Source organism: Sorangium sp. So ce296, from assembly GCF_051529605.1.
Classification (GTDB): Bacteria; Myxococcota_A; Polyangia; order Polyangiales; family Polyangiaceae; genus Sorangium; species Sorangium cellulosum_D.
Map to the genome: position 1 here is coordinate 10,877,463 of NZ_CP150325.1, position 25,689 is coordinate 10,903,151.

Consider the following 25,689-nt stretch of genomic DNA (forward strand, 5'->3'; position numbering starts at 1 on the left):
GCGATCTCTTTTGTATGGCATCTACGACGGCGTTCAGGCGTGCACGCGCCCGAGGAAGTCTCGCGTCAGCGCCACGATCTCCGGGAGGTTCGTCTCGAGCGCCCAGTGCCCGCCGTCGAGGAGGTGGAGCTCGGCGTCGGGCAAGTCCCGGAGATACGCGCGCGCCGCGCCCTCGGGCATGTAGCCGTCTTGCGGCCCCCAGACGATCAGCGTCGGCGGGCGGCGCTCGCGCAAATACGCCTGGTACCGGGGGAACCATGCGAGGTTGTCCTTCAGGCCCTCCATCAAGCCCACCATGATGTCACGGCGTTCCTCGGTCATGAGCGGCCAGGAGAGCTTCCACAGATCGGGAGGGATCCTCTCCACGAGCCGCTCATCGACCTCGCCGACGAACTCGTGACGGAACCCCTCCTCGCTGACGGACTCGCACAGCTTCTTGCGGCCCTCCGGCGTCGGGTTCGCCCAGTACCCCTTCAACGTCTCGTACTTGGGCCCGAGCTCGTCCTCGTAGATATCGCCGTTCTGGAGGATCAAGGCGGCGACCCGCTCGGGCGCCTTGATCGCCAGGCGCAGGCCGATCTGAGAGCCGTAGTCGTGCAGGTAAAGGGCGTATCGCCCGAGCCCCAGCGCCCTCGCGAACCGGTCGAGCAGGTCGGCGTACCCGTCGAAGCTGTACGCGAAGCCCGCGGGCGTGTCGCTGTAGCCGAAGCCAGGATAGTCGGGCGCGAGCAGCCGCCATCGGTCCGCGAGCGCGGGCATGAGGTTGCGGAATTGAAACGAGGACGACGGATATCCGTGCGGCAGCAGGACGACCGGCGCGTTCGCCGGACCGGCCTCACGGTAGAAGATCCGGACCCCGTCGATCGAGATGGTACGATGTCGAACCGCGAGATCGGGCGTGTGCGCGCTGTTCCTTGAATCTAGGGTGGCCCTCATGGCCGTCCTCCTAGGGCCCGCTCGGCCGGTCGTCGACCCGGCCCCGCGCCGCGCCCGCGCGATCCCGCGCGCGGCGGGTCTTGCGCTCCTCGGCGCGGCGATGCTCGCGTGCGGCGGCGACGCGTGCGACCGGGCCGCCCCCGAGCCGCCGCCCTTGCTCCTCGAGGTCGAGCTCGCCGGATGCGGCGCCGTGCGCGCCAAGGGCGTCTGCGAGCTGCCGGAGGACGGGACGATCCGCGTCTGAGTGCGGGCGCCGGCGCAGGCCCGCGCCGCGCTCGCGCTCGACGGGACGCCCGTCGCGCAGGGGGGCGCGCCGGTCCAGGGCGGCGTGCTCACCCTCGTCCACGCGCCGGACGGGGCGCGCGAGCTCGAGGTGACGGCCGAGGGCGCGGGGGCGCGGGCCTCGTTCCGCGCGCGGCTCATACCGTCGACCGCGGCGCCCGCGCTCAAGCAGGCCGAGGCCCTGCGCCGGCAGGGCAAGCTCGACGAGGCGCTCGCGGTGCTGGGGCGCGCGGATCTACGAGCGGCTCGCGCGGCTCGCCGAGCTGTCGGCGCTCGCGCACGGCCGTTATCGGGCGGCGCTCGGGCGCGGCGAGGCGCTCGAGGCGCTGGGGCGCCTCGACGAGGCGGACGGGGCCTACGCCGCCGCGGAGTCGACGCGCGGGGAGCTCGGCCTGCTCGCGCCGCTCGGCGAGGGCCGCGGGACGTTCCTCGGCCGCTTCGAGGAGAGCGCGCGCCTGCGCGTGGACCTCCTCTTGCGGCGCGATCCGGCGCGGGCGCTCGGGGCCGCGCGGCGGTCGCGGGCGCGCGCGCTCGCGGCGCTCCGCTGGAGCCATCGCCTCGCGTCGCTCAGCGCGGCGGAGCGGGCGCGCTGGGAGGGCGCGCTCGCGGCGTACCGGCGCGCGCGCGAGGCGTTCGACGCGGAAGGCCGGCAGGACTGGCAGCTCGCGGCGGACGAGCTCGAGCGCGCGACCGGCGCGCGGCAGCACCGCAGCCAGGCGATCCGGGCGATGCTCGACGAGGCGCTCGCGGTGCTGGGGCGCGCGGAGCCGGAGCCGGCCGACGACGGCGCGCTGCCGGCGCTGGGGGAGGGGGAGCTGATGCTCGTCTACCGTCGCGTCCGCGACGGCTGGGCGGGCTTCGCGGTCACGCGGGCCGGCGTCGTCGCGGCGCGGCGGCTCGCCGCGACCTCCGCGGCGGCGCCGGCCGGCGAGCGCCCCGCGGCGACGCCGGCCGGGGAGCTGACCGCGGCGACGCCGGCCGGCGAGCTGTCCGCGGCGCTCCTGACGCCGTTCCGGGAGAGCATCGCCGCGGCGCGCCGCCTCCGCTTCGTGCCGAGCGGCGCGCTCGAGCAGGTCGACTTCCACGCGCTGCCCTGGAGCGGCGCGCCGCTCGTCGCGCACGCGCCGGTGGCGTACGGCATGGATCTACCCGGCCGGAGCGAGCGCGCCGCGCCGGGCGCGGGGGGCGGCGCGCTCGTCGTGGCCGACCCGCGCGGCGATCTGCCGGCCGCGCGGCGCGAAGGCGAGATCGTGGCGGCGGCGCTCGCCGGCCAGGGGCTGCGGGTGGAGCGGCTGTCGGGCGGCGCGGCCACGCACCCGTCGCTGCGCGACGCGCTGGAGCGCCCTTCGCTCGAGGTGTTCCACTACGCGGGTCACGGCGCCTTCGCCGGGCGCGACGGCTGGGGCAGCAGCCTGCGCCTCGCCGCGGGCGGCGAGCTCGCCGTGGGGGACGTCCTGGCGCTCCAGCGGGCGCCCGCGCGGGTCGTCCTCTCGGGCTGTGACACGGCGCGCACGGCGCCGACCGCCGGCGACGCGGGGCTCGGGCTGGGCCTGGCGCAAGCGTTCCTGCTCGCGGGCGCCGGGTCGATCATCGCGGCGGCCGAGCCGGCGATCCCCGACGCGGAGCTGGCGCCGGACGTCGAGCTCGCCGGGGAGGAGGGAACGGACGGCGACGGGGGGATGGATCCGTCCGACCCCCAGTGCGGCGCGTGCGCCGTGTACAGCGTGCAGGAGCAGAGGCTCTATGCGATCCTCTCGAGCGAGGGCACGGCGCCCGACATGCGCCTCGATTTCTATTCTCGGAGCCGCGAGCTCGTCGGCATCTACGTGCTCAAGTCGGGCGCGTACTTCGGCCGCGGCAGGATGGCTTATTCCGTCCCGGGGGGGCCCACGCCGGACGTGGCGGAATGGGGGGTGATGCGCTGGAGCGACAAGACCGGCGCGATCCACGAGATGCTGATCCCCCTCGTGAACACGTGGCTGGGCTGGGACCACCTGAACAGCCTCTAGCCCTCCTCGCCGCCGGCGCGATGACCGCCGGACCGCGCCGGCGCGGCGACCCGCTCAGGGCGCGGGGACGCAGGTCCCGCCGCCGCAGTCGGCGGTGCAGAGCCAATGGCCCCTGTCGGGATCGCAGGTGCACACCGACGGCGCGCACCCCTCGTCGGCGCAGATCTGCCCCTCGGGGCAGCCCTGGGTCTTGCAGCCGACCGGGCTTGGACCGCTGCACGCGGGCTCGTCGGGCACGCACGTGCCGCCGCCGCAGTCCTCGGTGCAGGCCCACGCGCCGGTCGCAGGATCGCAGGCGCACTCCGAGGGCGCGCACCCCTCGTCGGCGCAGGTCTGGCCCTCGGGGCAGCCCTGGGTCTTGCAGCCGACCGGGTTGGGACCGCTGCAGGTGGGCTCGTCGGGCACGCAGGTGCCGCCTCCGCAGTCCTCGGTGCAGTACCACGCGCCGGACTCGGGATCGCACCCGCAGTGCGAGGGCGCGCAGCCCTCGTCGACGCAGGTCTGGCCCTCGGGACAGCCCTGGACGTGGCAGCCGACCGGGCTGGGACCGCTGCACCTCGGCTCGTCGGGCACGCAGGTCCCGCCTTCGCAGTCGTCGGTGCAGTACCATGTGCCGGTCTCTGGATCGCACCCGCAGCGCGAGGGCGCGCAGCCCTCGTCGACGCAGGTCTGGCCCACGGGACAGCCCTGGGCGTGGCAGCCGACGGGGCTCGGGCCGCCGCACTCGGCGCCGGGGCCGCTCGACGCGCTGGCGCCATGGCCGGCGCTGCTCGCGCCGCCGCCGTCACCGCCGGCGCCGCCGCCCAGCGGCGAGCTCCCGCACGCAGCGACGAGCAGCGAGAGCGCCGAGGAGCAGCAGAGCGAAAATGCGATCTTCGAGAGCCTCATCACCAAGCCTCCTGCCGCATCAATCTACGGCATCCCTCCCGCGGGTCACGGCCCCGTCGCGGCGCCGATCCGGCGATCGCTGTCTGCGGTGTGTCTCCGCGTCTGGATCTCCTCTCATGTCGCGCGTCAGGGCTCCGCACCGGCATGATGCCCCTCCGAGCGGCCTCATCCAGATCCTGATTCAGAGTGAGCGGCCGAAATGTCTGCGGAGGGCGGAATACCGACCAGCGCCTCGGCCCGCGGCGCGCGTGGCGTTTCGAGACGTGACCTGCGCGGGGCGCCGCTTCCGGGGGAGGAAGCGCTGCCGTTCGGCTCGCTCACGCTCGTCGCGGAAGTGGTCAGCAGGGCGTGGATCGAGCATCCTCTCTGCGTCATGTCTGTTTTGTTACAGCCGAGCGGGTTGGCCGATCCGGGCGTCAAGGAGTCGCTTCGTGCGAGCGAGGAGCGCTTTCGGCTGCTCGTCGAGACCATCCAGGATTATGCCATCTTCATCCTGGACGACCGAGGTCATGTGGCCACGTGGAACCCGGGGGCGGAGCGGATCAACGGCTACGAGGCCAGGGAGATCGTCGGCCGCCATTTCTCGACGTTCTACCCGCCGGAGGACGTGGCCGCGGGGAAGTGCGACCGCGAGCTCGAGCAGGCGACCGCGCTCGGGCGGGTGGAGGACGAGGGGTGGCGCGTCCGCAAGGACGGCACGCTGTTCTGGGCCAGCGTCGTCATGACGGCGCTGCGGGACCGCGATGGCACCCTGATCGGCTTCGCGAAGATCACCCGGGATCTGACGGAGCGCCGGCACGCGGAGGAGGCGCTCCGCCGGAGCGAGGAGCGCTTCCGGCTGCTCGTCGAGAGCGTCAAAGACTACGCCATCTTCATGCTCGATCCGCAGGGCGTCGTCACGACCTGGAACCGCGGGGCGCAGGAGCTCAAGGGGTACACGGCCGAGGAGATCCTCGGGCACCATTTCTCTCGCTTCTATCGGCAGGAGGACGTCCGCGCCGGCAAATGCGCGTGGATGCTCGAGGTCGCCGCCCGCGACGGGCGGGTGGAGGACGAGGGGTGGCGCGTCCGCAAGGATGGAGCGCTGTTCTGGGCCAGCGTCGTCATCACGGCGCTCCGCGGCCCCCACGGGGAGCTCGTCGGGTTCGCGAAGGTCACGAGGGACCTCACCGAGCGGCGCCGGGCCGAGGAGGAGCGCCTCCGCCTCGTCCAGGCGCAGGAGGCGAACCGCATGAAGGACGAGTTCCTCGCGACGATCTCGCACGAGCTGAGGACGCCGCTCAACGCGATCCTCGGGTGGTCGTCGCTCCTGTGCGACAGCGTGAGCGACCCCGAGATCGCGAAGGCCTTCGACACGATCCGGCGAAACGCGCAGGCGCAGGCGAGGATCGTGGAGGACGTGCTCGACGTCTCGCGCATCATCACCGGCAAGATGCGCATCGAGACCAGGCCGCTGAGCTTCGCGGCCATCGTGGATCAGGCGATCGAGGTCGTCCGCCCGGCCGCGGACGCCAAGGGCATCGAGCTCGTCGTGCATGGCGGAGGGCGCCCCCTCATGCTCCTCGGGGATCCGGCGCGGCTCCAGCAGGTGGTGTGGAATCTCCTGTCCAACGCGGTGAAGTTCACCGAGAAGGGGGGGCATGTCCGCGTGGAGCTCGAGCAGGCAGGGGCGAGCATCCACCTCGCCGTGCACGACGACGGGCGCGGCATCGATCCGGCGATGCTCTCCCACGTGTTCGAGCGGTTCTGGCAGGCCGACAGCTCGATCACCCGCAGGTTCGGCGGCCTCGGGCTCGGGCTGTCGATCGTCCGCCACATCATCGAGCTCCACGGCGGCACCGTCTCGGCCCGCAGCGCCGGCCATGGCCGAGGGTCCAGCTTCTTCGTCACGCTGCCCGTGCGGGCGGTGGCGCCCGCGCCCGAGCACGACGCGGAGCGACCCCCCGAGGCGGCCGCTCGGGAGCCGACGCAGGCGCAGCTGGACGGCCTCCGCGTGCTCGTCGTCGACGACGAGCCGGACGCGCGCGAGCTCGTGAGCGCCGTGCTCCGCCCGCGAGGGGCGGAGGTGCACGTCGCGAGCTCCGCGTCGGAGGCGCTCTCGGCGATCGCCGCGGTGAGGCCGGACGTCATCGTGAGCGACGTCGGCATGGCCGATCTCGACGGCTACGCGTTCATGCGGAGCGTGCGGGCGATGGCGCGGGACGACGGCGGCGCGACGCCCGCGATCGCGCTCACGGCGTACACGAGCGGCGCGAGCCAGCGGCTCGCCTTCGAGGCGGGGTACGACGAGCACCTCGGAAAGCCGGTCCACCCGGAGGACCTGGTGAGGCTCGTCCGGAAGCTCGGGCGAGGGCAGGTCTAGCTCCCTCCGGCGTGGCCCAGCGGGGCGCCCTCCGCCGCCGCGTCGCCCGCGGTGAAGGGCTCGCGGCATCACCGGTCGCACCATTCACCCTATTCACCCTATCGCGTACCCTACGCGCTGGTCGACATAGAAAACCCTACTCGAACCGCATCTCTCCTGGAAAAATGACGATTGCTGGGCCCGCTTGCGGTATGAACGGACTCATGGAGATCAAAGATCTGTCGGACTCCCTGCGCGCCGACCCTCGCTTCACCACCCGTCGCAAATGGCTGATCTTGAGCGAGCTCGTCTACCTCCCTACGCGTGAGAAGGTGGAGGAGGGCTTCCGCTATTTCACCTGCCCAGTCGAGGCCCTCACCGCCGCCCTGGCGAGGCGGGACTTCGCCGCCATCGCGAAGCTCCCCTTCGCCCTGGACGCGGAGGGCGACCCGGACACCTCCGCCGTGCGCCTGGATCTCGCCTACACCGCGTCCGGTGCCCTCGCCGCCTTCCAGCCCGTGGAGTTTCGCGAGCACGTGCCCACGCCCCTGTCGGCGTCCGTGATCCTCGAGGGCGCGGAGGCCCAGGCCCTCCGCGAGACGCTGCGCGAAATCGACCAGTCCTCCTAGTCTAGAGCGGTTTTCTGCCATCTCCAGTACATGCGCTCCAGAGCGGCGTTCACCCGCACAGGAGACGGGTCCAGCTCGGCGTTTTCGGCGCGGAAGCGCACTCCAGTGCGCTGAGCACCGAAAACGTCGAGATGGGCCCGTATCCGAAGCGGGTGACCGCCGCTCTTGCCGGCGCGCATCAGGACGCGGGGAGCCGGACGCAGAAGCAGCTCCCCGGGCGCCCATCGCCGTTGTCCCGCACCTCGATCGTGCCGCCGTGCGCCTCGACGGCCAGCTTGCAGAACGTCAGTCCCAGCCCGCGGCCGGAGCGCGCCGCGACGTTCGGATCGTCGAGCCGGACGTACCTGTCGAAGATGTGGTCGCGCAGGTGGGCAGGGATGCCGGGGCCCTCGTCGCACACGAGCACCTCCACCCAGCGCGCGTCGACCGGCCGCGCCTCGACGTGCACGGCGCCGCGCGCGGGCGTGTGGCGGAGGGCGTTGTCGAGCAGGTTCTGCAGCACCCGGCGCAGGAGATCCGCGTCGCCCCGGGCGCGGCAGCAGCGCGGCGCGCCGGGGCGGAGCGCGATGCGCTGGTCGCGGGAGGCCGCGAACGGCTCGAGGATCTCGGACACCTCCTCCAGCAACGCCGTGAGGTCGAGCTCATCCAGCCGAGGCACGAGCGCCCCCAGCTGCCGGCTCGAGGTGTCGAGCAGGTTCATCGCCGTGCGCTGGATGAGCTCGGCCGAGCAGAGCACCCGGCTCCAGCGGCGCCGTTCCTGCTCCTCCAGCGCCGGATCCCGCAGCCGAGCCCTGGCGGTCAGCAGGATGCCGGCGGCGGGGCTCCTGAGGTCGTGCGCGAGGAGCTCGTTCAGCGCGTCGCCCTGCCGCTGGCCCTCCGCGAGCGCCTCGTGCCGCTCCGCGAGATCGCGGGCCAGCGCGTCGAGCTCGTCGATCCGCGCCTCGGCCTTCTCCATGCGCTCGCGGAGGGCGATGTTGTCCATCGCCAGCGCGGCGCCGTCGGCGAGCGCCTGGAGCAGCGTCACCTCGTGCGCCGTGGCCACGCGCGTCGAGCCCCAGTAGCACCCGATCGCCCCGAGGGGAGCGCGCGCGTGGATCGGCACCATCGCCATGCTCCGCACGAACGTCGGCCTGTAGACGCCGAGGGGGATCCGGGGATCGAGCGCGATATCGTCGACGATCGCCGGCCTCCGATTCCGCATCACCCACCCGCTGACGCAGCTCGACATCGGGAATCGCCTGCCCTGCCAGAGCGAGGAGATCGCGTCTTCCCTGGCATAATGGCAAAGCTCACCGTCGCGGAGGACGAACGACGCGCCGTCGGCGCCGGTGAGCTCCCGGGCGGCTCGGGCCGCGACGTTCAGGAGGGTCGGGAGATCGGGCGCGCGCCACAGCTCCCCCACGGCGCAGAGCAGGCGCTCCGCGCCGTGATTCTCCCGGACGCTCGAACCGTGACCGTTCGAGCGGGCTGGATCTCCCGGGCCCTTGGGGTTCATCGCGTCATGCTCTAACGCCTGGTCCCTCGCCCGACAAGGCGAACCGCCGGCGCCGCGCGCGGCGCGGCCTGCGAGCTCATGCACCTCGGCCGACGCCGCTCTGCTTGCCTGCGCGGAACGCGCCGGACGCGCCGGACGCGCCGAACATGCGCAACGCGTAACGACAGCGGAGCGGGCCCATGCATCGATGGATATTCCTCAATCGCCGTGCTATCGTGCGAAGCGATCTGCTTGATTCGACAGCTCACCGGGTGTTCGCTCCGTCACGCTGGTTCCGCGCTCGATGACATGATCCTGGCGTCTCGGGTCCACGCGCGACGGTGAAAGGAGAACTATGCCTAGGTCCTTTGCATTCGTGCTTGCTGGATTGATCGCTCTCGGGGTCTCGCCGCCGGCGCACGCGAAGCCGTCGGTCCTCGTCGAGGGGGCGCGGCTCCACGGCGCCAACGGGATGAACGTGGGGCCGGATGGCCGGCTGTACGTCGCGAGCCTGTTCGGCGACGAGATCGCCGTCGTGAACCGCAAGAGCGGGAGCGTCGTGGACCGGCTCGACGGGTCGGACGGCGTCGTGGGCCCGGACGACCTCGCGTTCGGCCCGGATGGCTCGCTCTACTGGACGTCGCTCCTCACCGGGAACGTCGTGCGGCGCTCGCCGTCGGGGGACATCACCGCGCAGAACGTCGCGCTCGGGGTCAACCCCATCACCTTCTCCGATACGGGGCGGCTCTTCGTGGCCCTCGACTTCCTCGGCGACGGCCTCTACGAGCTCGATCCCGATCTGTCGGCGCCGCCGCGCTTCATCGCGGGCAACCTCGGCTTCCTGAACGGCATGGACTGGGGCCCCGACGGCAGGTTGTACGGGCCGATCTGGACGCAGGGTAGGGTGGTCAGCATCGATGTGGACTCCTGCACCGGCGCGATCGACCCGGAGGCGGAGTGCGATATCCGGACGGTCGCCGACGGCTTCTTCATCCCCGCGGCGGTCAAGTTCGACGGGCTCGGCCGGCTCCACGCGGTCGATCAGAACGGCGAGGTGGTGCGGATCGACGTCGCGACCGGCGACACGGAGGTCCTCGCGGTGCTCCCGCCCGGCCTCGACAACCTCGCCATCGACGCGCAGAACAAGCTCCATGTCTCGAGCGCCACCGACGGCTTCGTCGTCCGGATCGAGCCGGACGGCGGGGTGCGCTCGCTGCTCCCGGGTGGCCTCATCCTGCCCGGCGGCGTGGCCGTGCTGAGCGAGGGAGGGGCCGAGACGGTCTATGTCGGCGACACGGCCTCGCTCCGGACGTTCGATGGAGACACGGGCGAGCCGCTCGGCGTGGAGCGGTCGTTCCTCGGCGTCTCCGAGATGCACGCGCCCACCACCGTGTCGGCGGACGGCCCGGCGTTGATCTTCACCTCGTGGTTCGCCAACGTGGTTCAGGTCTACGACCCGGCGACCGCCTCGGTGCTCGAGACCTACAGCGACTTCGCCACGCCGCTCAACGCGGTCCGGTTCCAGGGCGATCTCGTGGTGGCCGAGCTCGGCGCGGGGCAGGGAGCGGGGCGCGTCGTCCGCGAGACCGGCGGCGGGCGCGTGACCCTCGCGCCGATGTCCGTGCCCTCGGGCCTCGCCGTCGAGGGCGGCGACCTCTGGGCCGCCGACTGGGCCACGGGCGAGGTCCTCCAGCTGGTGTCCGGCGGCGCGACGCTCTCTCCGCCGCTCGAGGTGGCCGCCGGCCTGTGGCAGCCCGAGGGGATGGCGGTGGATCTGGACGGCACCCTGCTCGTCGTGGAGAGCGGGAGGCGAAAGCTCCTGCGCATCGACCCGTCGACCGGAGAGATCACGGTTCTGGCGAAGCACCTCGAGGTGGGGCTCCCGGCGACCACCGGGACGCCGCCGACCTTCGGGATGAGCAGCGTCGCCGTGGGCCCGTCGGGCGCGATCTACGTGTCCGGCGACAAGGCCAACGTCCTTTATCGGTTCTGAGCGATCGGCCCGGCCGGCGGCGGGGGCCCGCCGCCTCGCGGCCACCGCGGATCGCGCCGCTCAGCCGCCCTTCGAGAGCCACCGCACGATCAGCGACTCGAGCGCCTTCGCGGCGGCGGCCTCGTCGGCGCGGCCGCGGAACATCTCGGCCGCGAGCGCCTCGGCGGCGCCGATGATCGCCACGCAGCGGAGGTGCAGCTCGCGCTTCGAGAGCTGGACGCACGGCGCGAGCGCGTCCCGGTAGATCGTCACGTACCTGTCGAGCAGCTCCCGCTCCACGGCGTCCATCTGCTCGTCGCCCTTCAGCGCCGCGAGGATCGCGAACCACTGGGGCCCGACCGTCGCGCAGCAGTGCATGTACGCGGCGCTGACGACGCGCGCGACGTCCTCCAGGCGCTTTTGCGTCCGCGTCAGCGCCTCGAGCAGCGCCGCGACCTGGCGATCGTCGATCTGCCGCGCGAGCGCGATGAGGAGCCCGGACCGCGTCTCGAAGTGCTCGTACGCGATCGGCTTGCTGACGCCGGCGCGCTCGGCGAGGTGGCCGAGCGTCAGCGCCTCGGTGCCCTCCTCGCGCGCGATCTGCTCGGCCGTCTCGAGCAGCTGCTCGCGGCGCTCCGCCTTCGGCAGGCGCTTGCCGGGGGCCTCGCCCCTCGGCCGGGTCGGGGTCTGCGCTGCGTTCGTCTTCGCCATGCGCCTTGACACTACCACGGGTAGGTTCATATTACCAAAGGTAACTTACTGATGGTAGGTTGCTTCGAGCACGCCCGGCCGCTCGCGCGACCCGGCGGGAGGAGTCCATTCCCATGAGCACACGTACGATGTCTCCAGTTCTCTTGATCGGCGGCTCGGGTCACGTCGGCGCGCGCGCGGCGAGGGCGCTCCGGCGCCTGCATCCGGATCTCCGGATCGCGATCGGCGGGCGCGACGGGCGCAAGGCGGCGGCGGTCGCCGCGGAGGTCGGCGGTCCGACGGCGGCGGTGGCGGTCGACGTCCAGAGGAGCGACCTCGGCCTCGAGCCGGGCGCGTCGTTCAGCGCCATCGTCACGCTGGTCAAGGACGAGTCGTCGAACGCGCTGAAGCGCGCGCAGGCGGACGGCGTGCCCTATATCGCCTTCTCGGACTTCGTCTCGGAGATCGGCCCCCTGGTCGCCCATTACGTGGCGCGTCCGACGAGCGCTCCCATCCTCATGCTGGGCCACACCTTCGGCGGCACGGCGACGCTGGCGGCGCTGCACCTCGCGCAGGAGCTCCGGAGCGTCGACGCGATCGCGATCGCGGCCGTGATCGGCGCGGACGATCATGGCGGTCCCGCGTCGAGCGCCGATTTCGAGCGGATCCGGCAGGCCGGGGGGGCCGCGCTCGTCCTCGACGACGGGAAGTGGACCTGGTTGCGCGGGGAGGCGTCCACCCGGCGCGTCGTGGACGCCGAGGGCGCGGCGCACGTCGGCCAGGCATTGCCGCTGCCCGACGTGGTCAGCCTCGCGGCGGCGACCGACGCGCGATCGATCCGGACCGACCTCGCCGCGCGCGACGGGGCGGCCGGCGGCGCGCGCCCCCTGACGGAGCTCATCGTCGAGGTGTCGGGGCGGCGCCACGACGGGTCGGGGGCGCGGCTGCGTTACGACATCATCGACACGGACAACCTCTCTCGCCTCAGCGCGTACGGCGCCGCGATCGCGACGGAGCGCCTGCTCGGGCTCGCGGGCGGCCCGCCGGTCGGCCCGGGCCTCTACAACCCGGAGAGCGTGCTCGACCCGGCGAGCGCCATCGCGCGGCTCGAGGAGCTCGGCGCGCGCGTCCGCCGCACGCTGGCCTGAGCGCCGCGCGCTGGCCTGAGCGCCGGGCCGCCGGACGCGCGCCGGCGGGACCGGGCCCCGGCCGTCCGCGGGGGCGGGATCTGGCGGGGCGCGGCGATCGGACCGCAATCCAGCGCGTCATGGCAGCGCGACAGGCACGGCCTCGACCCGCGTGCTGACGACCCTCCGGCGCTGCGCGCCGAGGTTCGCGAAATCGGTGAGGAACGAGAGTACGAATTTCACCTCGCCAGGCGAAGGCGCGAGGTGAGGCGATCGGAAGCGATCATCCAGCGAGTCTTCGCGGATGATCGGCTTGCCGCCGTCGTGCTTCGCCATCGGCATCGGTATCCCGTGCCCCGTCCCGTCGGGCACGACGACCCGGCTGTTCACGTGGACGATGACCCTGCTGCCGGCCGCGAAATCGCCGTTCATCGGCAGCGCGCGCCCGGAAAAGCGCCTCAGCACGGCCTGGGCGATGCGCCGCCAATCGTCGCCGCTCCCTGCGTTCGCCCGGAGGAAGCGCGCCGAGATCAGCTGGCCTTTCGCGTTCAGGGTGAGCTCGAACGAGCTCTCGGAGACCTCCGGCGCCGGGGACGAGGACACCTCGTCCGCGACGGCCGAGGCGAGCGTGCCCGCCGCGGGAAACACCAGCATGGGCCCTCTCCCGCCCTCCTCGGCGTCGTTCTTCGCGGAGCGCGGCGGGACGGGGCGCGTGGGAGCGGGAGAGCCGGCCGGAGGCGCCGCCGGCAAGACACCCGGCAAGGCCCAGACCGGCGATCCATCGAGGCCGGGAGGGGCCGCGGCGGGGGGAGGCGCGCCGTATTCGTCCGGGGGCGCCGCCTCGTGGGTCTCCGGTCCGGAGCTCGGCGCCTGCGCGGAAGGCGCCTCCGGCGGCGCCGGCGCCCGCCCTCTCGATGCGGCGCGCGCAGAGCCGGGGTCGGCGCTGCTCGTCCGGGCGAGGCCCCGCGGCGGTTCTATCGGCGGGTCGTCCGGCGCCCTGGGCTCGTCAGGCGACACGTCGAGATCCAGCAGGACGAGCGGCTCGACCTCCGCGCCCGCGCCGGCGCGCTCGTCGACGACCCGCGGCACGAGCGCAACCGCGGCCACGACGCCGCCCGCGTGGAGGAGGAATGCAACGAGCAGAAAGAGGGAGTCCCGACCGCGCGCCGGCCGATCGCCGCAGCATGTGGGCGCGATTCCCATGATTTCCGCCGAATCCTTACCCTGCCGGCCCCACCCCAGCAAGCGCTGGCGACGGCGACGCGAGGACGCTCGATGCCTGGTCGCGGCTCAGGCGGCTCAGGCCCACCGCCGGCGAGGTCGGCCACGCCGATCGGCTCGCGCTTCAGGCCCCTTGACATTTCCGATTCGTCTTGCTTTTCCTGACCCCTCGCGCTAGAGGAGCCGGCCGACCTCGAGGCGTGGACTGCGTCCGGCGCGCGCGATGCCGCCTGGGGGGCCCACGCGGACATGTTCGACGCTCGATCGTCTCGGTTCCGCCGCCTCGGTTCCGCGAGGTGGCCAATCGCGTCGGTTTCTGATCGTGGCCTTCGGGGAGACTGCGGCGGTCGGGCGTTTCGGGCTCGGAGAAGGAGGCAATCGTGATGGATCGCCAGTTCATCCAGGTGCGCGGCGCGCGTGAGAACAACCTCAGGGACGTCTCGCTGGACATCCCCAAGCAGAAGATCACGGTGTTCACCGGCGTATCCGGCTCCGGGAAGTCCTCCCTGGTCTTCGACACCATCGCCGCCGAGGCGCAGCGCCAGCTCAACGAGACCTTCACCGCCTTCGTGCAAGGCTTTTTGCCGCATTACGGCCAGCCCGACGTCGATCGCATCGAGCACCTGAACGCGCCGATCATCATCGATCAGAAGCGCGTCGGCGGCGGCTCGCGCTCGACGGCCGGCACCTACACCGACATCGCCGCGCTGCTGCGGCTGCTCTTCTCGCGGGTCGGGCAGCCGGCCGCGGGGCCGGCCTTCGGCTTCTCGTTCAACAACCCGCAGGGGATGTGCCCGGAGTGCGAGGGTATCGGCAAGACCGTCCAGCTCGATCTGGACAGGTTCCTCGACCGCAGCAAGTCCCTGAACGGCGGGGCCATCCTCCATCCGGACTTCAAGGTCGGCAAATGGATGTGGAAGATGTACCCGCTCTCCGGGCTCTTCGACAGCGACAAGCCCATCAAGGACTACTCGGAGGAGGAGCTCCGCGCGCTCCTGTACGGCGCTGACGTGAAGGTCTCGTTCGGCGAGTTCGGCTCGAAGTACGAGGGCCTCGTCGAGCGCTTCACCCGCATGTACCTCAAGAAGGACGCCGCGGCGATGTCCGACCGCAACCGGGCGGTCTTCGAGCAGTTCACCACCTCGCAGACGTGCCCGGCGTGCCGCGGGGCGAGGCTCAACCAGGCGGCCCTGAACTGCAGGATCAACGGCCGTAACATCGCCGAGGCGTCCGATCTGGAGGCGACGGAGCTGATCGAGTTCCTGCAAGGCCTCACCGATCCGGTCGCCGTGCGGCTGGCCGCGCGGCTCATCGAGCGGCTGCAGCACCTCGTGGACATCGGCCTCGGCTACCTGAGCCTCGGCCGGGAGACCGCCACCCTGTCCGGCGGCGAGTCGCAGCGCGTGAAGATGATCCGGCACCTCGGCAACAGCCTGACCGAGATGCTGTACATCCTCGACGAGCCGAGCGTGGGGCTGCACGCGCGCGACGTCGCCCGGCTGAACCGGCTGCTCCAGAAGCTGCGGGACAAGGGCAACACCGTGCTCGTCGTCGAGCACGATCCGGACGTGGTGGCGATCGCGGATCACGTGGTGGACATGGGCCCGAAGGCGGGGGTGCACGGCGGTCAGGTGGTCTTCCAGGGGAGCTATGAGGCCCTCAAGGACGCCGACACGTTGACCGGAAGGTCCCTGAAGCAGCACCTCCCGATCAAGCGGAAGGTCCGGCAGCCCACCGGGCAGATGCTCATCAAGAACGCCGCATTGCACAACCTGAAGAACGTCACGGTGGGCATCCCCACGGGCGTGCTGACGGTCGTGACGGGGGTCGCCGGCTCCGGGAAGAGCACGCTGATCAACGATGTCTTCCTGGAGCAGCACCCGGAGGCGATCGTGATCGACCAGTCCCGGGTGACGGCCAACAGCCGCTCGGCGCCGTGCACGTATACCGGCATCATGGACGACATCCGGCAGGCGTTCGCCAAGGCCAACAAGGTCAGCGCCTCGCTCTTCAGCTTCAACTCGGAGGGCAGCTGTCCCAACTGCAACGGTCTGGGCGTGGTCTACACCGATCTGGCGTTCATGGAGGGCATCGTCTCCACCTGCGAGCTCTGCGAGGGCAAGCGGTTCAAGGCCGAGGTGCTCGCGTACCGCCTGCGCGGCAAGACGATCAGCGACGTGCTGGACATGACCGTGGAGGAGGCGCTGGCGTTCTTCGGTGAGAAGAAGATCCGGGCCGTTGTGCAGGCCATGAACGACGTGGGGCTCGGGTACCTGAAGCTGGGCCAGCCGCTCAGCACGATGTCGGGCGGGGAGGGGCAGCGGTTGAAGCTCGCCACCGAGATCCACAAGCAGGGCAGCGTCTACGTGATGGACGAGCCCACCACCGGGCTGCACCTCTCCGACATCGGCCTGCTCATGGGCATCATCGACCGGCTGGTGGACGCCAGGAACACGGTGGTCCTGATCGAGCATCACCTCGACGTGATCCGGCAGGCGGACTGGATCATCGACCTCGGCCCGGAGGGCGGCAGCGCCGGCGGCGAGGTGCTGTTCGCGGGGCCGCCCTACGAATTGAAGGGCTGCGAGCGGAGCATCACGGCGAAGTTCATCTGAGGGCGTCGACGGCGCGGCGGGCCGTCCCCTCCACAGCCCTGTCCGGACGCCCGGGGGGTGGAGCTACGGGCTCCGCCGGCCGTAGTAACCGGCGAGCATCGAGAACGCCTCCTTGGGCGCCCAGGTGCCGTCCTTGAGGACCTTCACGACGCCGGTGCTGGCCAGGTCGAGGTCCTTGCGCGGCTCGCCCGGGTCGTGCGGCAGGATGTATCCGGCGAAGGCGTGCACGAACGCGGCGTCGACGCCCTCGGCGTCGAGGACCTCGAGCACCTCGCGCAGGTAACTGGCTTGCTCGGCCTCGTCGCGCGCGTGCGCGCCGTTCAGCCCGAGCGGCGTCGCGGTCGCCTCGTCCCACACGATGATATCGCTGCCGCGCGGGCCGGCGTCGGCCGCGCCCGCGTAGGTCGCGCAGCCGAACTCGGTGATCGCGACCGGCTTGCCCAGCGCCTTGCCCTGGGCGACGAAGGCGCGGATGAGCTCGGGGAACCGGTCGGCGATCTGCGCGTACCGGTACGCGGCGTCGGTGCTGACGATGTCGAACGGCGTCCAGTCGACGCCCTCGAACGAGAGCGAAGCGTAGGTGACCTTGCCGCCGAACCGCGCGCGGACCACCGCGACGGCCCGGGCGAGGAGCGCGTTCAACCGGGCCGGGATCGCGGCGAGCAGCTCGCGGAGCTCCGGCCCCCGCCCGGTGAACACCTTGCTCCGGTCGAGGAACGTCTCGCCGGGCACGAAGCCCTCGTTCATCAGGCTGAGCTCCGAGCCGGTGACGATCACCACCTCGGCCCCCGCGCGGCGGAGCCGCTCCCCGTGCTCGGCGCATTCGGCGAGCAACGCGAGCAGCTCGTCGCCGGTCAGATCGGTGGTGAACGGGCAGATCCACGTCTCCAGGCCCGCCGCGGCGGCGTGGGTGGCGGCGATCTTCAGCCGGTCCAGATCGCCGCCGGTGATGCGGACCGCGGTGCAATGCAGGTCGCCGCGGATGACCCCCATGTCCCGCCGCACGCGGTCCGGGTCGAACGGCTCGTGGGTGCTGTTGCCCTTGTTGAGAAAGCCGGTGTCGTAGCAAATGCCGTAGGCTCGCATGATCGATGGCCCTCACGCCGGTTAAGGTACTGATCGTACCTTAAATCGTCTCGGCGTGCGCGCAACGTAGTTTAAATTACATGTCCGAGAGCGGGTGACGGCGTGGCGGCGGAACGACGGCGTGGAGCGGTGCTTGAGCTGGCGATCCTGCGCGCCGCGGCCGAGGAGCTCGCCGAGGTCGGCTTCCCGGGGCTGACCATGGATGGGGTCGCGAGGCGCGCGGGGACGAACAAGAACGCGATCTACCGCCGGTGGCCGAGCCGGGCCGCGCTCGCCGTGGCCGCGTACCGGCAGCTCGCGGCCGACAGCGCGGCGCTGCCGGACACCGGCTCGCTGCGCGCCGACGCGCTCGAGCTGCTGCGGGGGGCGAATCGGCACTGGTCGTCGCCGCTCGGCGATGTGCTCCGCGGCCTGCTGGCAGGGGTCGGCGGCGAGCCCGAGCTGCTGAAGGAGCTCCAGGAGGCGTCGAACGACGGCGGCAGCGCGCTGTGGCTGAGCGTCCTCGGCCGCGCGGTCGCGCGCGGCGAGGCGCCGCCCGAGGCGCTGCATCCCCGCGTCGCGACGGCGGCCGTCGTCCTCCTGCGCAACGAGTTCATCACCCGGGGCGCGCCGAGCGTGCCCGACAGCGTGCTCGTCGAGATCGTCGACGAGGTCTATCTCCCGCTGATCCGCGGCCGAGGCGCCCGGGGACCGACCTCGGCGCGCTAAACGAGCATCGAATAGCGCTGCTCCGCCGCGAGGCACGGCGCCAGCTCGAGGCCGAGCTCGCGGCGGACGATGTTCGCGCCGCGCACCAGCGACACCATCTTGTGAAACGCGTGCATCCGGCTCATGCCCTGTCGGCCGAAGCCGCAATCGCTGCTGAGGATCAGCCGCTCCGGCTCGATGAACCGGAGCGCCTTGCGGACGAGCGCCGCGACCTGCTCGGGGGTCTCCACCTCCAGGCTGCGGTGGTGCACGACGCCGATGCAGACCTTCTTGTCCTTGCCGATGGCCTCGCCGATCGCCGCGAGCGCCGCGCCGCCGTCGCTCGCGGCCTCGAACGTGATGACGTCGACGTCGAGCCGGTCGAGCAGCCCGAGCGCGCCCTCGTAGCCGCTCGTCGCGACCTCCACCCGCTGCGCCGCCGGGTTGCCCCAGCAGGTGTGCACCCAGACCTCGGTCTTGTCGCGCAGCCCGGCGACCTCGCGGTTGAAGGCGTCGACGTAGAGCGCCGCGGTCAGCTCCGCCCCCTTGTCCTGGCCGGCGACGTAATGGAGCATCGGCTCCTCGAGCTGGATGACGGGGCACCCCGCGTCGGCGACCTCGTGCAGCTCCTGATTGAGACTGTCGGCGATGGCGAACAGGAGCTCGCGGCGGTTCGCGTAATGCTGGTTGAGGAGGACGGCCTCGAGGAGCTGGCCGCAGCAGGTGCCGAGCTTCATGGGCCTGCTCGTCATGCGCTGCGCCGCCTTCCAGACGCGCGCGTACTCCAGCCCTCCGCGGCCGACGGGGCCGCGCACGAAGAAGGGGAGGCGGGCCTCCATCACCTCGTGGAGGATATCGCCCGCTTCCCGCTCCCTCGGTGACGTCCAGGGCTGGGGCCGGAGGCCGGGATCGGCCATGCCCTCCATGCGCTCGGCCAGATAGCCGAACCAGGAGCGGCCCCCGACATCCATGTCGAAGCGGGCGTCGCCGTCGGTCAGGATGTCGAGGCCGGCCCTGACCTGATCGGTGATGTGGACGGCGAGCGTGTCGGTGTACTGCTCCCTGAACACGAGATCGGCCATGGCCGTCGAGAACCTGCGGCCCGCGAGGCCGGAGACATACCAGGACGGCCGCGGCAGAGAGCCGGTGATGGTCGTTGCGAGAGGCTTGTGCTTCGTCGCCTTAATCAAGGAAACCTCCTGCGCATACCCGTGCAGCGCGCCGCGGAGGGTAACCCAGGAGACCAGCGCGAGCGAGCCCTCGCATCGCGGCTGCGCTCGCCGCGCTCGTGGGGAACGATGCCGCGCAGCGGGCGGGCGCGCGGCCCGGTCCAGGGAGACCCGGGCGAGGCCCGCCGAACGGCGCCTCACCGCGGTATGAACCGATAGATCTGCCGAGCGGACACGAGCTCCAGGATCTCGGTCTCCCACGCTTCGGAGCCCTGCTTCACCGTCCCCTCGTATACCCTGAAGGAGCTCACGGCCTCCCAGTCGATCTGGTGGGCCACCGTGGTCGGGTACTTCTTCTTCGTCTCCCGGTAGTCCCTGGTGGTGTCCTTGAGGTGCCCCCATCGCACCGGCTTGTTGCGCAGGCGCTCCTTGCTGGCGTGGTCGTAGGCCATCCCGCGGATGGCGTCGCCTTCGACCTTCAGCGAGCCCGTGAACGTATCGCGGTCCAGATCCGTGAAATGGAACGCGCTGTCCTCCTCGATCCTCAGACGAAGGGCGTGCATCTCGGTGCGAAACCGGTCGAGCGTGAGCACGGCTCCGCTCTGCCGATCCTTGATGGAGTGGAGCGACCAGCCGTGCGCGCTCAGCCTGGAGTAAGGAAACCGCTCCAGCACGTAGATCTGCGAGGGGGTATGGAGGTAGAGCGTGCGCTTCTCCAGACGATAATGACTAGCGCGGCCGTAATGGACGTCTTCCACGGTGAAGTTGCAACCGAGCAGGCTGCTCGTCACCTCGGGACCGAGGGTGAGCTTGCCGGCCTCGGCCCGAGCGAGCGTCGACAGGTGATTGCACCCGTCCGTCCAGCGGAACAGGCCGTCCGTGGAGAGGGTGAACCCACCATGGTGCTTCGGCACGAACGGCTTGCGCCCGTCTTTGTAACGGACCTGCTTCAGCTCCCACCGATCGACGAGCTCCGGCGGAACCTTAGGCCCGCCGCTCTTCGGCGCCACGCCCTCGCGGAGAGGGTCCTCGGCGTCCTCGTCCTCTGCGTCCGCGTCGACGCCAGTGGCAGGGTCGGGGGCCGCGGCGGCGCTGCTCGTGGCCGTGGCCGCCGGCGGGGCCGAGGGCGCCGTCGGCGCAGGGCTCACCGGCGCCTGCGCCGGGGGCCTGTCGCCGGAGCAGGCCAGGAGCGCCGCGGCCACGAGCCCGCGCAGCGCGGCGGAGAGCGCATCGATCGTCCTCATCACGCCACCTCGTTCAGAGCCGTACCCCTCCAGCAATAGGCGCGCGAGCGTACCGCCGGAGGAGCCCGGAGGCCAGCGGGTCGCATCGCCCCGGGCCGCGCACTGTTCGGCAGGACTGGATACCTCCTCGCCTCGCCGCCTCGCCGCCTCGCCGCCTCGCCGGCGAGCGGCTGTCCGTGCGCTGCGCAGCTGTACGATCCTTGCGCAAGATCTCGTGATCGGCCCGAGGCGACGAAGCGCCTTTGCGGCCTTCGCCCCGGCGTCCTCCCGCGGCGGGCGGTATGGCCGCCCGCTTGCAATGTCCCCGCGTCGAAGCGCCCGGCGCACGCGCCAGGGTCGCGACTTCAACGTGACAGGCAACACTTCGAGGACAAAGGCTCATGAATCGATCGATGAGAATCCGCGCGCCGCACGCGGCGCACCGCCTCGCTCCGTCCGGCATCCTGCTGCTCGCCGTCGGGCTGTCTTCCGCGTGCGCAGCGCCGTCCGGCCCCGACGACGCAGGCGCAGACGCGCTTCAGGCCGGGCTCGCCGCGGCGGCCGGGCCGTGCGGGGATCGCTCGAGCGGCAAGATCATCACCGTCGCTCCCTCGGGCGGCGATCATCGCACGATCCAGGCCGGCCTCGACGCGGCGGCCGCGGGCGACACCGTGCTCGTCAAGGCGGGCACCTACAGGGAGAACGTCTCCTTCGGGAGGGGCGGCACGGCCGTCGCCGGCTGCATCACCCTGCAGGGCGAGACAGGCGCGATCCTCGACGGGGCAGGCAGGGACGGCGCCGGGATCGAGATCGCCAGCAAGAGCTACATCCGGGTCGCCGGCATGACGGTGCAGAACTTCAAGGGCGCCGACACGCCGATCGGCATCAGCGCGAGCGGGAGCTCGAGCTTCCTCGAGATCCGCGACAACGTCGTGCACCACATCGAGAGCTCCGAGGACGCCCACGGCATCGCCGTCTATGGCACGTCCGCGACGCCGATGACGGACATCCTCATCGACGGCAACGAGATCCGGGATTGCAAGCTCGGCTCGAGCGAGTCGCTGGTCCTCAACGGCAACGTCACGAACTTCGTGGTCTCGCGCAACGAGGTCCACGACAACGACAACATCGGCATCGACTTCATCGGCTTCGAGGGCGTCGGCCCCTCGGGCTCGGATCAGGCGAGGAACGGCGTGTGCGTGGACAACGTCGTCTACAACATCACCTCGGCCCAGAACCCCGCCTACGACGGCGAGCGGTCCGCCGACGGCATCTACGTCGACGGCGGCAGGGACATCGTCATCGAGCGGAACAAGGTCGAGAACAGCGACATCGGCATCGAGGTCGCCAGCGAGCACCGGGGCAGGACCACGAGCAACATCACCGTGCGGAACAACTTCGTGTCGCGGAGCTACCAGGGCAACATCATGGTCGGCGGCTACTCCACGAGCGTGGGCAGCGCGGCGAACATCTCGGTGCTCAACAACACGCTGGTTCAGGCCACCGGCGGCGAGATCATCCTCCAGAACAACTCGGACGGCGTGCTCATCCAGAACAACATCCTCTACGCCAAGGCGACGAACGCCTACGTGAGCAGCGGCCGCAACAACAGGAACGTGCGCGTCGACAACAACATCTTCTTCGGCGCGAGCAAGACCTCGGCCGGCGCCTTCACCGACTCGCGCGCGCGGTTCGTCGACCCGCTCCTGGCCGGGCCGCCGTCGGACCTCCACCTGATGAGCGGCTCGCCGGCCGTCGACGCGGGCGTCGATCCGGGCGCGCAGGGCGGAGCGTTCGACATCGACGGCGAGGCGCGGACGCGCGGGGCGCGCATCGACATCGGCGCCGACGAGCGATGAGGCGGGAGCCCGACGGCGCCGGGGGTTGAGAGGATCGAGGATGCGGCGCGCGAGCGCCGCGGGCAGCCAGGTTCACTCGTCCAGGAGATCCAGCCTCGAGCCAGGCACCATCCTGTAGTCACCGATCGCGAACCCCTGCAGATCGCTCGTGAACTCGAACGGACCGAGCACGTGAACCACCTCGCCGCTGGCGCCACCGGCGCCGCCGTCTCCGCCTGTGCCGCTCGTGCCGCCTGCGCCGCCTGCGCCGCCGTCGCCGCCGTCGCCGCCTGCGCCGCCGTCGCCGCCTGCGCCGCCGTCGCCGCCTGCGCCGCCGTCGCCGCCTGCGCCGCCGTCGCCGCCGTCGCCGCCTGCGCTACCGGCGCCGCCGTCTCCGCCTGTGCCGCTCGTACCGCCTGCGCCGCCGTCGCCGCCCGTGCCGCCGGGCCTCGTGATCCTGATGAAGTCGACATAGACCACGCTCGGGTTGGCCCAGGGCCCCGAGATACCTGCGTCGACCCTTAGGCCGATGCGCCTCACCTGGGTCTTGTCGAACGTCATGGTCTCATCCGCAGCGGCGGCGGCATCGACGTCGATGGTGAGCTCTGTCCACTCCTGCAGGCTGCTGAGGTCCGTCCAGGCCCAGGGGAGGCCTATCCAGGCCTGTGCACCTCCATTCTGTACGAACGTCTGCACGCCACCGCCGGTGCCGGCGTACGTCTTCACACGGAACGTGACGGTGGCGCCGGTCAGGTCGATCAGATCCGGCAAGTCGAACTGGAACAGCGTCCCTGTGTCGGCCTCGGTGAGCGGCACGGCCAGCCGGGCGCAGCCCGAGCAGCGCTCGTCCGGACCGGGACCGATGTCCACGTCTTCAGCGCCGCCCGCGCCACCGTCGCCGCCCGTGCCGCCGTCGCCGCCCGCGCCGCCGTCGCCGCCCGTGCCGCCGTCGCCGCCGTCGCCGCCCGCGCCGCCGTCGCCGCCCGTGCCGCCGTCGCCGCCCGTGCCGCCGCCGCCGTCGCCGCCCGCGCTCCCGGTACCGCTCGTCGACGAGCTGCTTGAGCTGCTCGTCGTGGTGCCGCCACCGGTCCCGCCGTCGTCACCGCCGCAACCCGTCGTGACGAACGAGCCAGCCAGCAAGCCGCACATCGCCAAAGCAAAAACTGATCTCATCGCATCCTCTCTACGCTCTGCGCTTTTGTCCCACGCGATGGCGCGCGGTTCGGGCCGGCGTTCGCCGTGCCTGCTCCCCTCTGTCCCAGCTCTCTGAAAGCCAGCCGCGCCGGACCCGGGCACTCTCTACGTTCACCGGGAGCGCGCCCGCTGGATCATCGCTCCCGGCACCGGCTCCGTCAGTTCGCGACGGCCCCGCTCCGCCCCGCTTTTCGCGCACGACGCCGCGCGACGATCGCGCCCAACGCGGTCAGGGCGGCGAGCACGCTCGCCGGGGAGATGGGCCCCGTCTTGACCCGGCACCCACACCCGCCCTCGTCCTCGCCGGCGCTGTCTGGCGGGGCGGCGCCAGCGCCGCCCGTGCCGCTGCCGGTCGTCGCCGCGCTGCTGACGCTCCCACCCTCACCCGAGCCGCCGCTGCCCGTCGCTCCCCCTTCACCCGTGTCCGGACCGCCCCCGCTGCCCGTCGGATCCGTGGCGTCGAGCATAGCGAATTTCCACCAGTTGAAATTGAACAGGGGACCGTTCCCACCGGTGAACGTCAGATACAAATCGTGTATCCCTTTCGCACCGTCGACCGGACACGACGTGGTAACCCAGGTCTGGGCGCCGCCGGTACCCTCAACCACACAGGTCCCCACCAGCGTGCCGGTCGGGCTGTCGAGGCGCAGCTCGATGCTGCCGCCGCCGGTCGCCGAGGCGACCCTTGCGTCGAACGATCCCGCGCCGGCACCGAAATCGACGTCCTTCACCTTGATGTAGTCCCCGTCGTCAATCGAGGTGACATTCATCCCACCCTCGCTGCATGCCTCGGTCTCGACGCCGGATTCCCAGGCGATGGTCTCAGCCTCCGTCATGACGTACGGATTGAGGGTGTCGACGCCAGGCGGTCCCGCCTCGGTCATCGTGATCGTCGGGATGGTACCATCCTCGTTGTACGTGAATCGCTCGACGGCCACCGAACGGTGATACCCTCCTCCGCCCGGCAAAGCGCCGTTGTGGTAGAAGAAGTACGAGTTGTCCTTGAAGTCGATGATGGCCGGATGATTGGTGAAGCTGTCGCCTTCCGTGGGCATGATGACCCCCCGGTACGTCCACGGGCCGGTGGGGCTGCTGCTCGTGGAGTAGGCGATATATTCGGGGATGCCGCCTGCCGGATACGCCAGGTAGTACATTCCATTGCGCTTGTAGAGCCACGGACCTTCCTCGTACAGGGTCGGTCGTTCGGCGCTCCCGGTGCGCTCTCCGAAGCTCTCCGCCGTCATGGGTACGCGTACGACCTCTCCCTGGTAGGAGATCATGTCCTCGTTCAACTTCACGTAGCACAGGTTGGGATTTCCCCAGTAGAGATAGGCCTGGCCGTCGTCGTCGATGAACACCGTCGGATCGATGTCGCCGCAATTGGCGTTGATCAGCGGCTTCCCCAGGGCGTCTTCGAACGGGCCGACAGGGCTGTCCGACACGGCGACGCCGATGACCATCCTGTTGTGCGTCCGGCTGGTCGTAGGGACGTAGAAATAGAACTTCCCGTTCCTGTGGGCGACCTGACCTGCCCAGGCATCTGCCTTCGACCAGCTGAAATCCTTGTATTTCAGCGGCGAACCGCGATCCGTCCAGTTCACCATGTCCGTGGACGAATACACCCTCCATTCGTTCATCCCGAAGAACGTCGAAGCGCTGTCTTCGTCATGTCCGGTATAGAGGTATAGGGTCCCGTCGTGGACCATGGGGGCCGGATCGGCGGTGTAAATCGTCTGCACGATGGGGTTGTCCGCCATGGATTCAGACGGAAACACGGTCGTGCTACAAAGCAGCAGTGCCGCGATGAGGTGCTTGTGCTGGAGGGATGTCGTAACCGTGGCCATTCCTGGACCTCGCTGCTCTCCTGAAGGATCGTCAAGTGCCGCCAGATGTCGTAGAACGCTCAGGCGATGGCTCTCCGGCGCCGCTCGATGGGCACTACGCCGCGACGGCAGCCCGGCCCATCAAGAGCTCATCAGCATCGCGTCCGAGACGCTCGGGCGAATGGAATCAGTGCCGAGGCCGAGATCGATATCGATCGGATGACGAAGGTCTCGGTGCGCATGACCCATCCAGGCTATGCAAACGATAGCCGTTCACGGGTCGGAGCGCGCTCCTGAGCTATTTCGGGCACTTACGAGCCCATCGATCATGGGCAGCATAAGCGAGCTCGGCCTTGCAAGTGTTCGAGATCGTTGCTTTTATGGATCCGATCCGTGAACGTTTACAGCAAAAGGGTACCACTCGGGCCCATTGTGAACGCTCACATTGTCGGTGTCAATTCCGATCGACCACGCCTGGCGACGAC

At 70.9% G+C, this 25,689-nt stretch carries 19 protein-coding genes; 9 read left to right on the top strand and 10 right to left on the bottom strand.

Translation table 11 applies throughout. The features are described from left to right. Window positions 1-33: 33 nt before the first annotated feature. The gene (locus tag WME98_RS40325; protein ID WP_437946983.1) at window positions 34-936 is read right to left on the bottom strand and encodes an alpha/beta fold hydrolase; all 903 of its coding nucleotides are present in this window, start codon (window positions 934-936) and stop codon (window positions 34-36) included. Here WME98_RS40325 and WME98_RS40330 point away from each other — a divergent pair. Both WME98_RS40330 and WME98_RS40335 read left to right on the top strand, forming a co-directional pair. Continuing rightward, complete coding sequence (locus WME98_RS40330; RefSeq protein WP_437946984.1) at window positions 935-1,180, top strand: hypothetical protein; 246 nt, start codon at window positions 935-937, stop codon at window positions 1,178-1,180. The genes WME98_RS40325 and WME98_RS40330 overlap by 2 nt on opposite strands. A gap of 499 nt (window positions 1,181-1,679) precedes the next feature. Next, window positions 1,680-3,227 carry a CHAT domain-containing protein gene (locus WME98_RS40335; RefSeq protein WP_437946985.1) on the top strand — a complete coding sequence of 516 codons (1,548 nt, stop codon included), beginning with the start codon at window positions 1,680-1,682 and terminating at the stop codon, window positions 3,225-3,227. A 54-nt stretch (window positions 3,228-3,281) separates the two neighbouring features. On the opposite strand, the gene WME98_RS40340 is transcribed toward WME98_RS40335, so the two are convergent. Then, window positions 3,282-4,115: a hypothetical protein gene (locus WME98_RS40340; protein WP_437946986.1), complete on the bottom strand. Its 834-nt coding sequence runs from the start codon at window positions 4,113-4,115 to the stop codon at window positions 3,282-3,284. Between the two features lie 373 nt (window positions 4,116-4,488). Here WME98_RS40340 and WME98_RS40345 point away from each other — a divergent pair, with 373 nt between their 5' ends. Both WME98_RS40345 and WME98_RS40350 read left to right on the top strand, forming a co-directional pair. Next, window positions 4,489-6,477, top strand: a complete 1,989-nt coding sequence (locus tag WME98_RS40345) for a PAS domain-containing hybrid sensor histidine kinase/response regulator (RefSeq protein ID WP_437946987.1) — start codon at window positions 4,489-4,491, stop codon at window positions 6,475-6,477. 203 nt (window positions 6,478-6,680) lie between these two features. Further along, window positions 6,681-7,085 carry a hypothetical protein gene (locus tag WME98_RS40350; RefSeq protein ID WP_437946988.1) on the top strand — a complete coding sequence of 135 codons (405 nt, stop codon included), beginning with the start codon at window positions 6,681-6,683 and terminating at the stop codon, window positions 7,083-7,085. A 178-nt stretch (window positions 7,086-7,263) separates the two neighbouring features. Here WME98_RS40350 and WME98_RS40355 read toward each other — a convergent pair whose 3' ends face one another. Then, entirely contained in the window at window positions 7,264-8,580 is a 1,317-nt protein-coding gene (locus tag WME98_RS40355; RefSeq protein WP_437946989.1) for a sensor histidine kinase, read from the bottom strand. 367 nt (window positions 8,581-8,947) lie between these two features. Between WME98_RS40355 and WME98_RS40360 the strand changes: the two genes are divergently transcribed. Continuing rightward, the gene (locus WME98_RS40360; protein WP_437946990.1) at window positions 8,948-10,552 is read left to right on the top strand and encodes a Vgb family protein; all 1,605 of its coding nucleotides are present in this window, start codon (window positions 8,948-8,950) and stop codon (window positions 10,550-10,552) included. A gap of 60 nt (window positions 10,553-10,612) precedes the next feature. Here the strand turns inward: WME98_RS40360 and WME98_RS40365 are convergent, their stop codons facing one another. Next, a complete protein-coding gene (locus tag WME98_RS40365; RefSeq protein ID WP_437946991.1) occupies window positions 10,613-11,242 on the bottom strand; it encodes a TetR/AcrR family transcriptional regulator in 630 nt (209 codons plus the stop codon). A 113-nt stretch (window positions 11,243-11,355) separates the two neighbouring features. On the opposite strand from WME98_RS40365, the gene WME98_RS40370 reads away from it, so the two are divergent. Continuing rightward, entirely contained in the window at window positions 11,356-12,369 is a 1,014-nt protein-coding gene (locus WME98_RS40370) for a hypothetical protein (RefSeq protein ID WP_437946992.1), read from the top strand. Between the two features lie 117 nt (window positions 12,370-12,486). Here the strand turns inward: WME98_RS40370 and WME98_RS40375 are convergent, their stop codons facing one another. Next, on the bottom strand, window positions 12,487-13,551 hold the full coding sequence (locus WME98_RS40375) for a hypothetical protein (RefSeq protein ID WP_437946993.1): 1,065 nt from the start codon (window positions 13,549-13,551) through the stop codon (window positions 12,487-12,489). A gap of 401 nt (window positions 13,552-13,952) precedes the next feature. Here WME98_RS40375 and WME98_RS40380 point away from each other — a divergent pair, with 401 nt between their 5' ends. Beyond that, complete coding sequence (locus WME98_RS40380; protein WP_437337867.1) at window positions 13,953-16,184, top strand: ATP-binding cassette domain-containing protein; 2,232 nt, start codon at window positions 13,953-13,955, stop codon at window positions 16,182-16,184. A gap of 63 nt (window positions 16,185-16,247) precedes the next feature. Here the strand turns inward: WME98_RS40380 and WME98_RS40385 are convergent, their stop codons facing one another. Next, a complete protein-coding gene (locus tag WME98_RS40385; RefSeq protein WP_437946994.1) occupies window positions 16,248-17,270 on the bottom strand; it encodes a hypothetical protein in 1,023 nt (340 codons plus the stop codon). A 129-nt stretch (window positions 17,271-17,399) separates the two neighbouring features. Between WME98_RS40385 and WME98_RS40390 the strand changes: the two genes are divergently transcribed. Then, a complete protein-coding gene (locus WME98_RS40390; RefSeq protein ID WP_437946995.1) occupies window positions 17,400-17,978 on the top strand; it encodes a TetR/AcrR family transcriptional regulator in 579 nt (192 codons plus the stop codon). Here WME98_RS40390 and WME98_RS40395 read toward each other — a convergent pair. Then, the gene (locus WME98_RS40395) at window positions 17,975-19,147 is read right to left on the bottom strand and encodes a hypothetical protein (RefSeq protein ID WP_437946996.1); all 1,173 of its coding nucleotides are present in this window, start codon (window positions 19,145-19,147) and stop codon (window positions 17,975-17,977) included. The two genes, WME98_RS40390 and WME98_RS40395, sit on opposite strands and share 4 nt — an antisense overlap. Window positions 19,148-19,323: 176 nt before the next feature. Continuing rightward, window positions 19,324-20,370, bottom strand: a complete 1,047-nt coding sequence (locus tag WME98_RS40400; RefSeq protein WP_437946997.1) for a hypothetical protein — start codon at window positions 20,368-20,370, stop codon at window positions 19,324-19,326. Between the two features lie 392 nt (window positions 20,371-20,762). Between WME98_RS40400 and WME98_RS40405 the strand changes: the two genes are divergently transcribed. Then, window positions 20,763-22,208, top strand: a complete 1,446-nt coding sequence (locus WME98_RS40405) for a right-handed parallel beta-helix repeat-containing protein (protein ID WP_437946998.1) — start codon at window positions 20,763-20,765, stop codon at window positions 22,206-22,208. Between the two features lie 72 nt (window positions 22,209-22,280). Here the strand turns inward: WME98_RS40405 and WME98_RS40410 are convergent, their stop codons facing one another. Both WME98_RS40410 and WME98_RS40415 read right to left on the bottom strand, forming a co-directional pair. Beyond that, window positions 22,281-23,360, bottom strand: a complete 1,080-nt coding sequence (locus WME98_RS40410; RefSeq protein ID WP_437946999.1) for a hypothetical protein — start codon at window positions 23,358-23,360, stop codon at window positions 22,281-22,283. A 179-nt stretch (window positions 23,361-23,539) separates the two neighbouring features. Continuing rightward, window positions 23,540-25,225 carry a glycoside hydrolase family 43 protein gene (locus WME98_RS40415; RefSeq protein ID WP_437947000.1) on the bottom strand — a complete coding sequence of 562 codons (1,686 nt, stop codon included), beginning with the start codon at window positions 25,223-25,225 and terminating at the stop codon, window positions 23,540-23,542. Window positions 25,226-25,689: the final 464 nt, after the last annotated feature.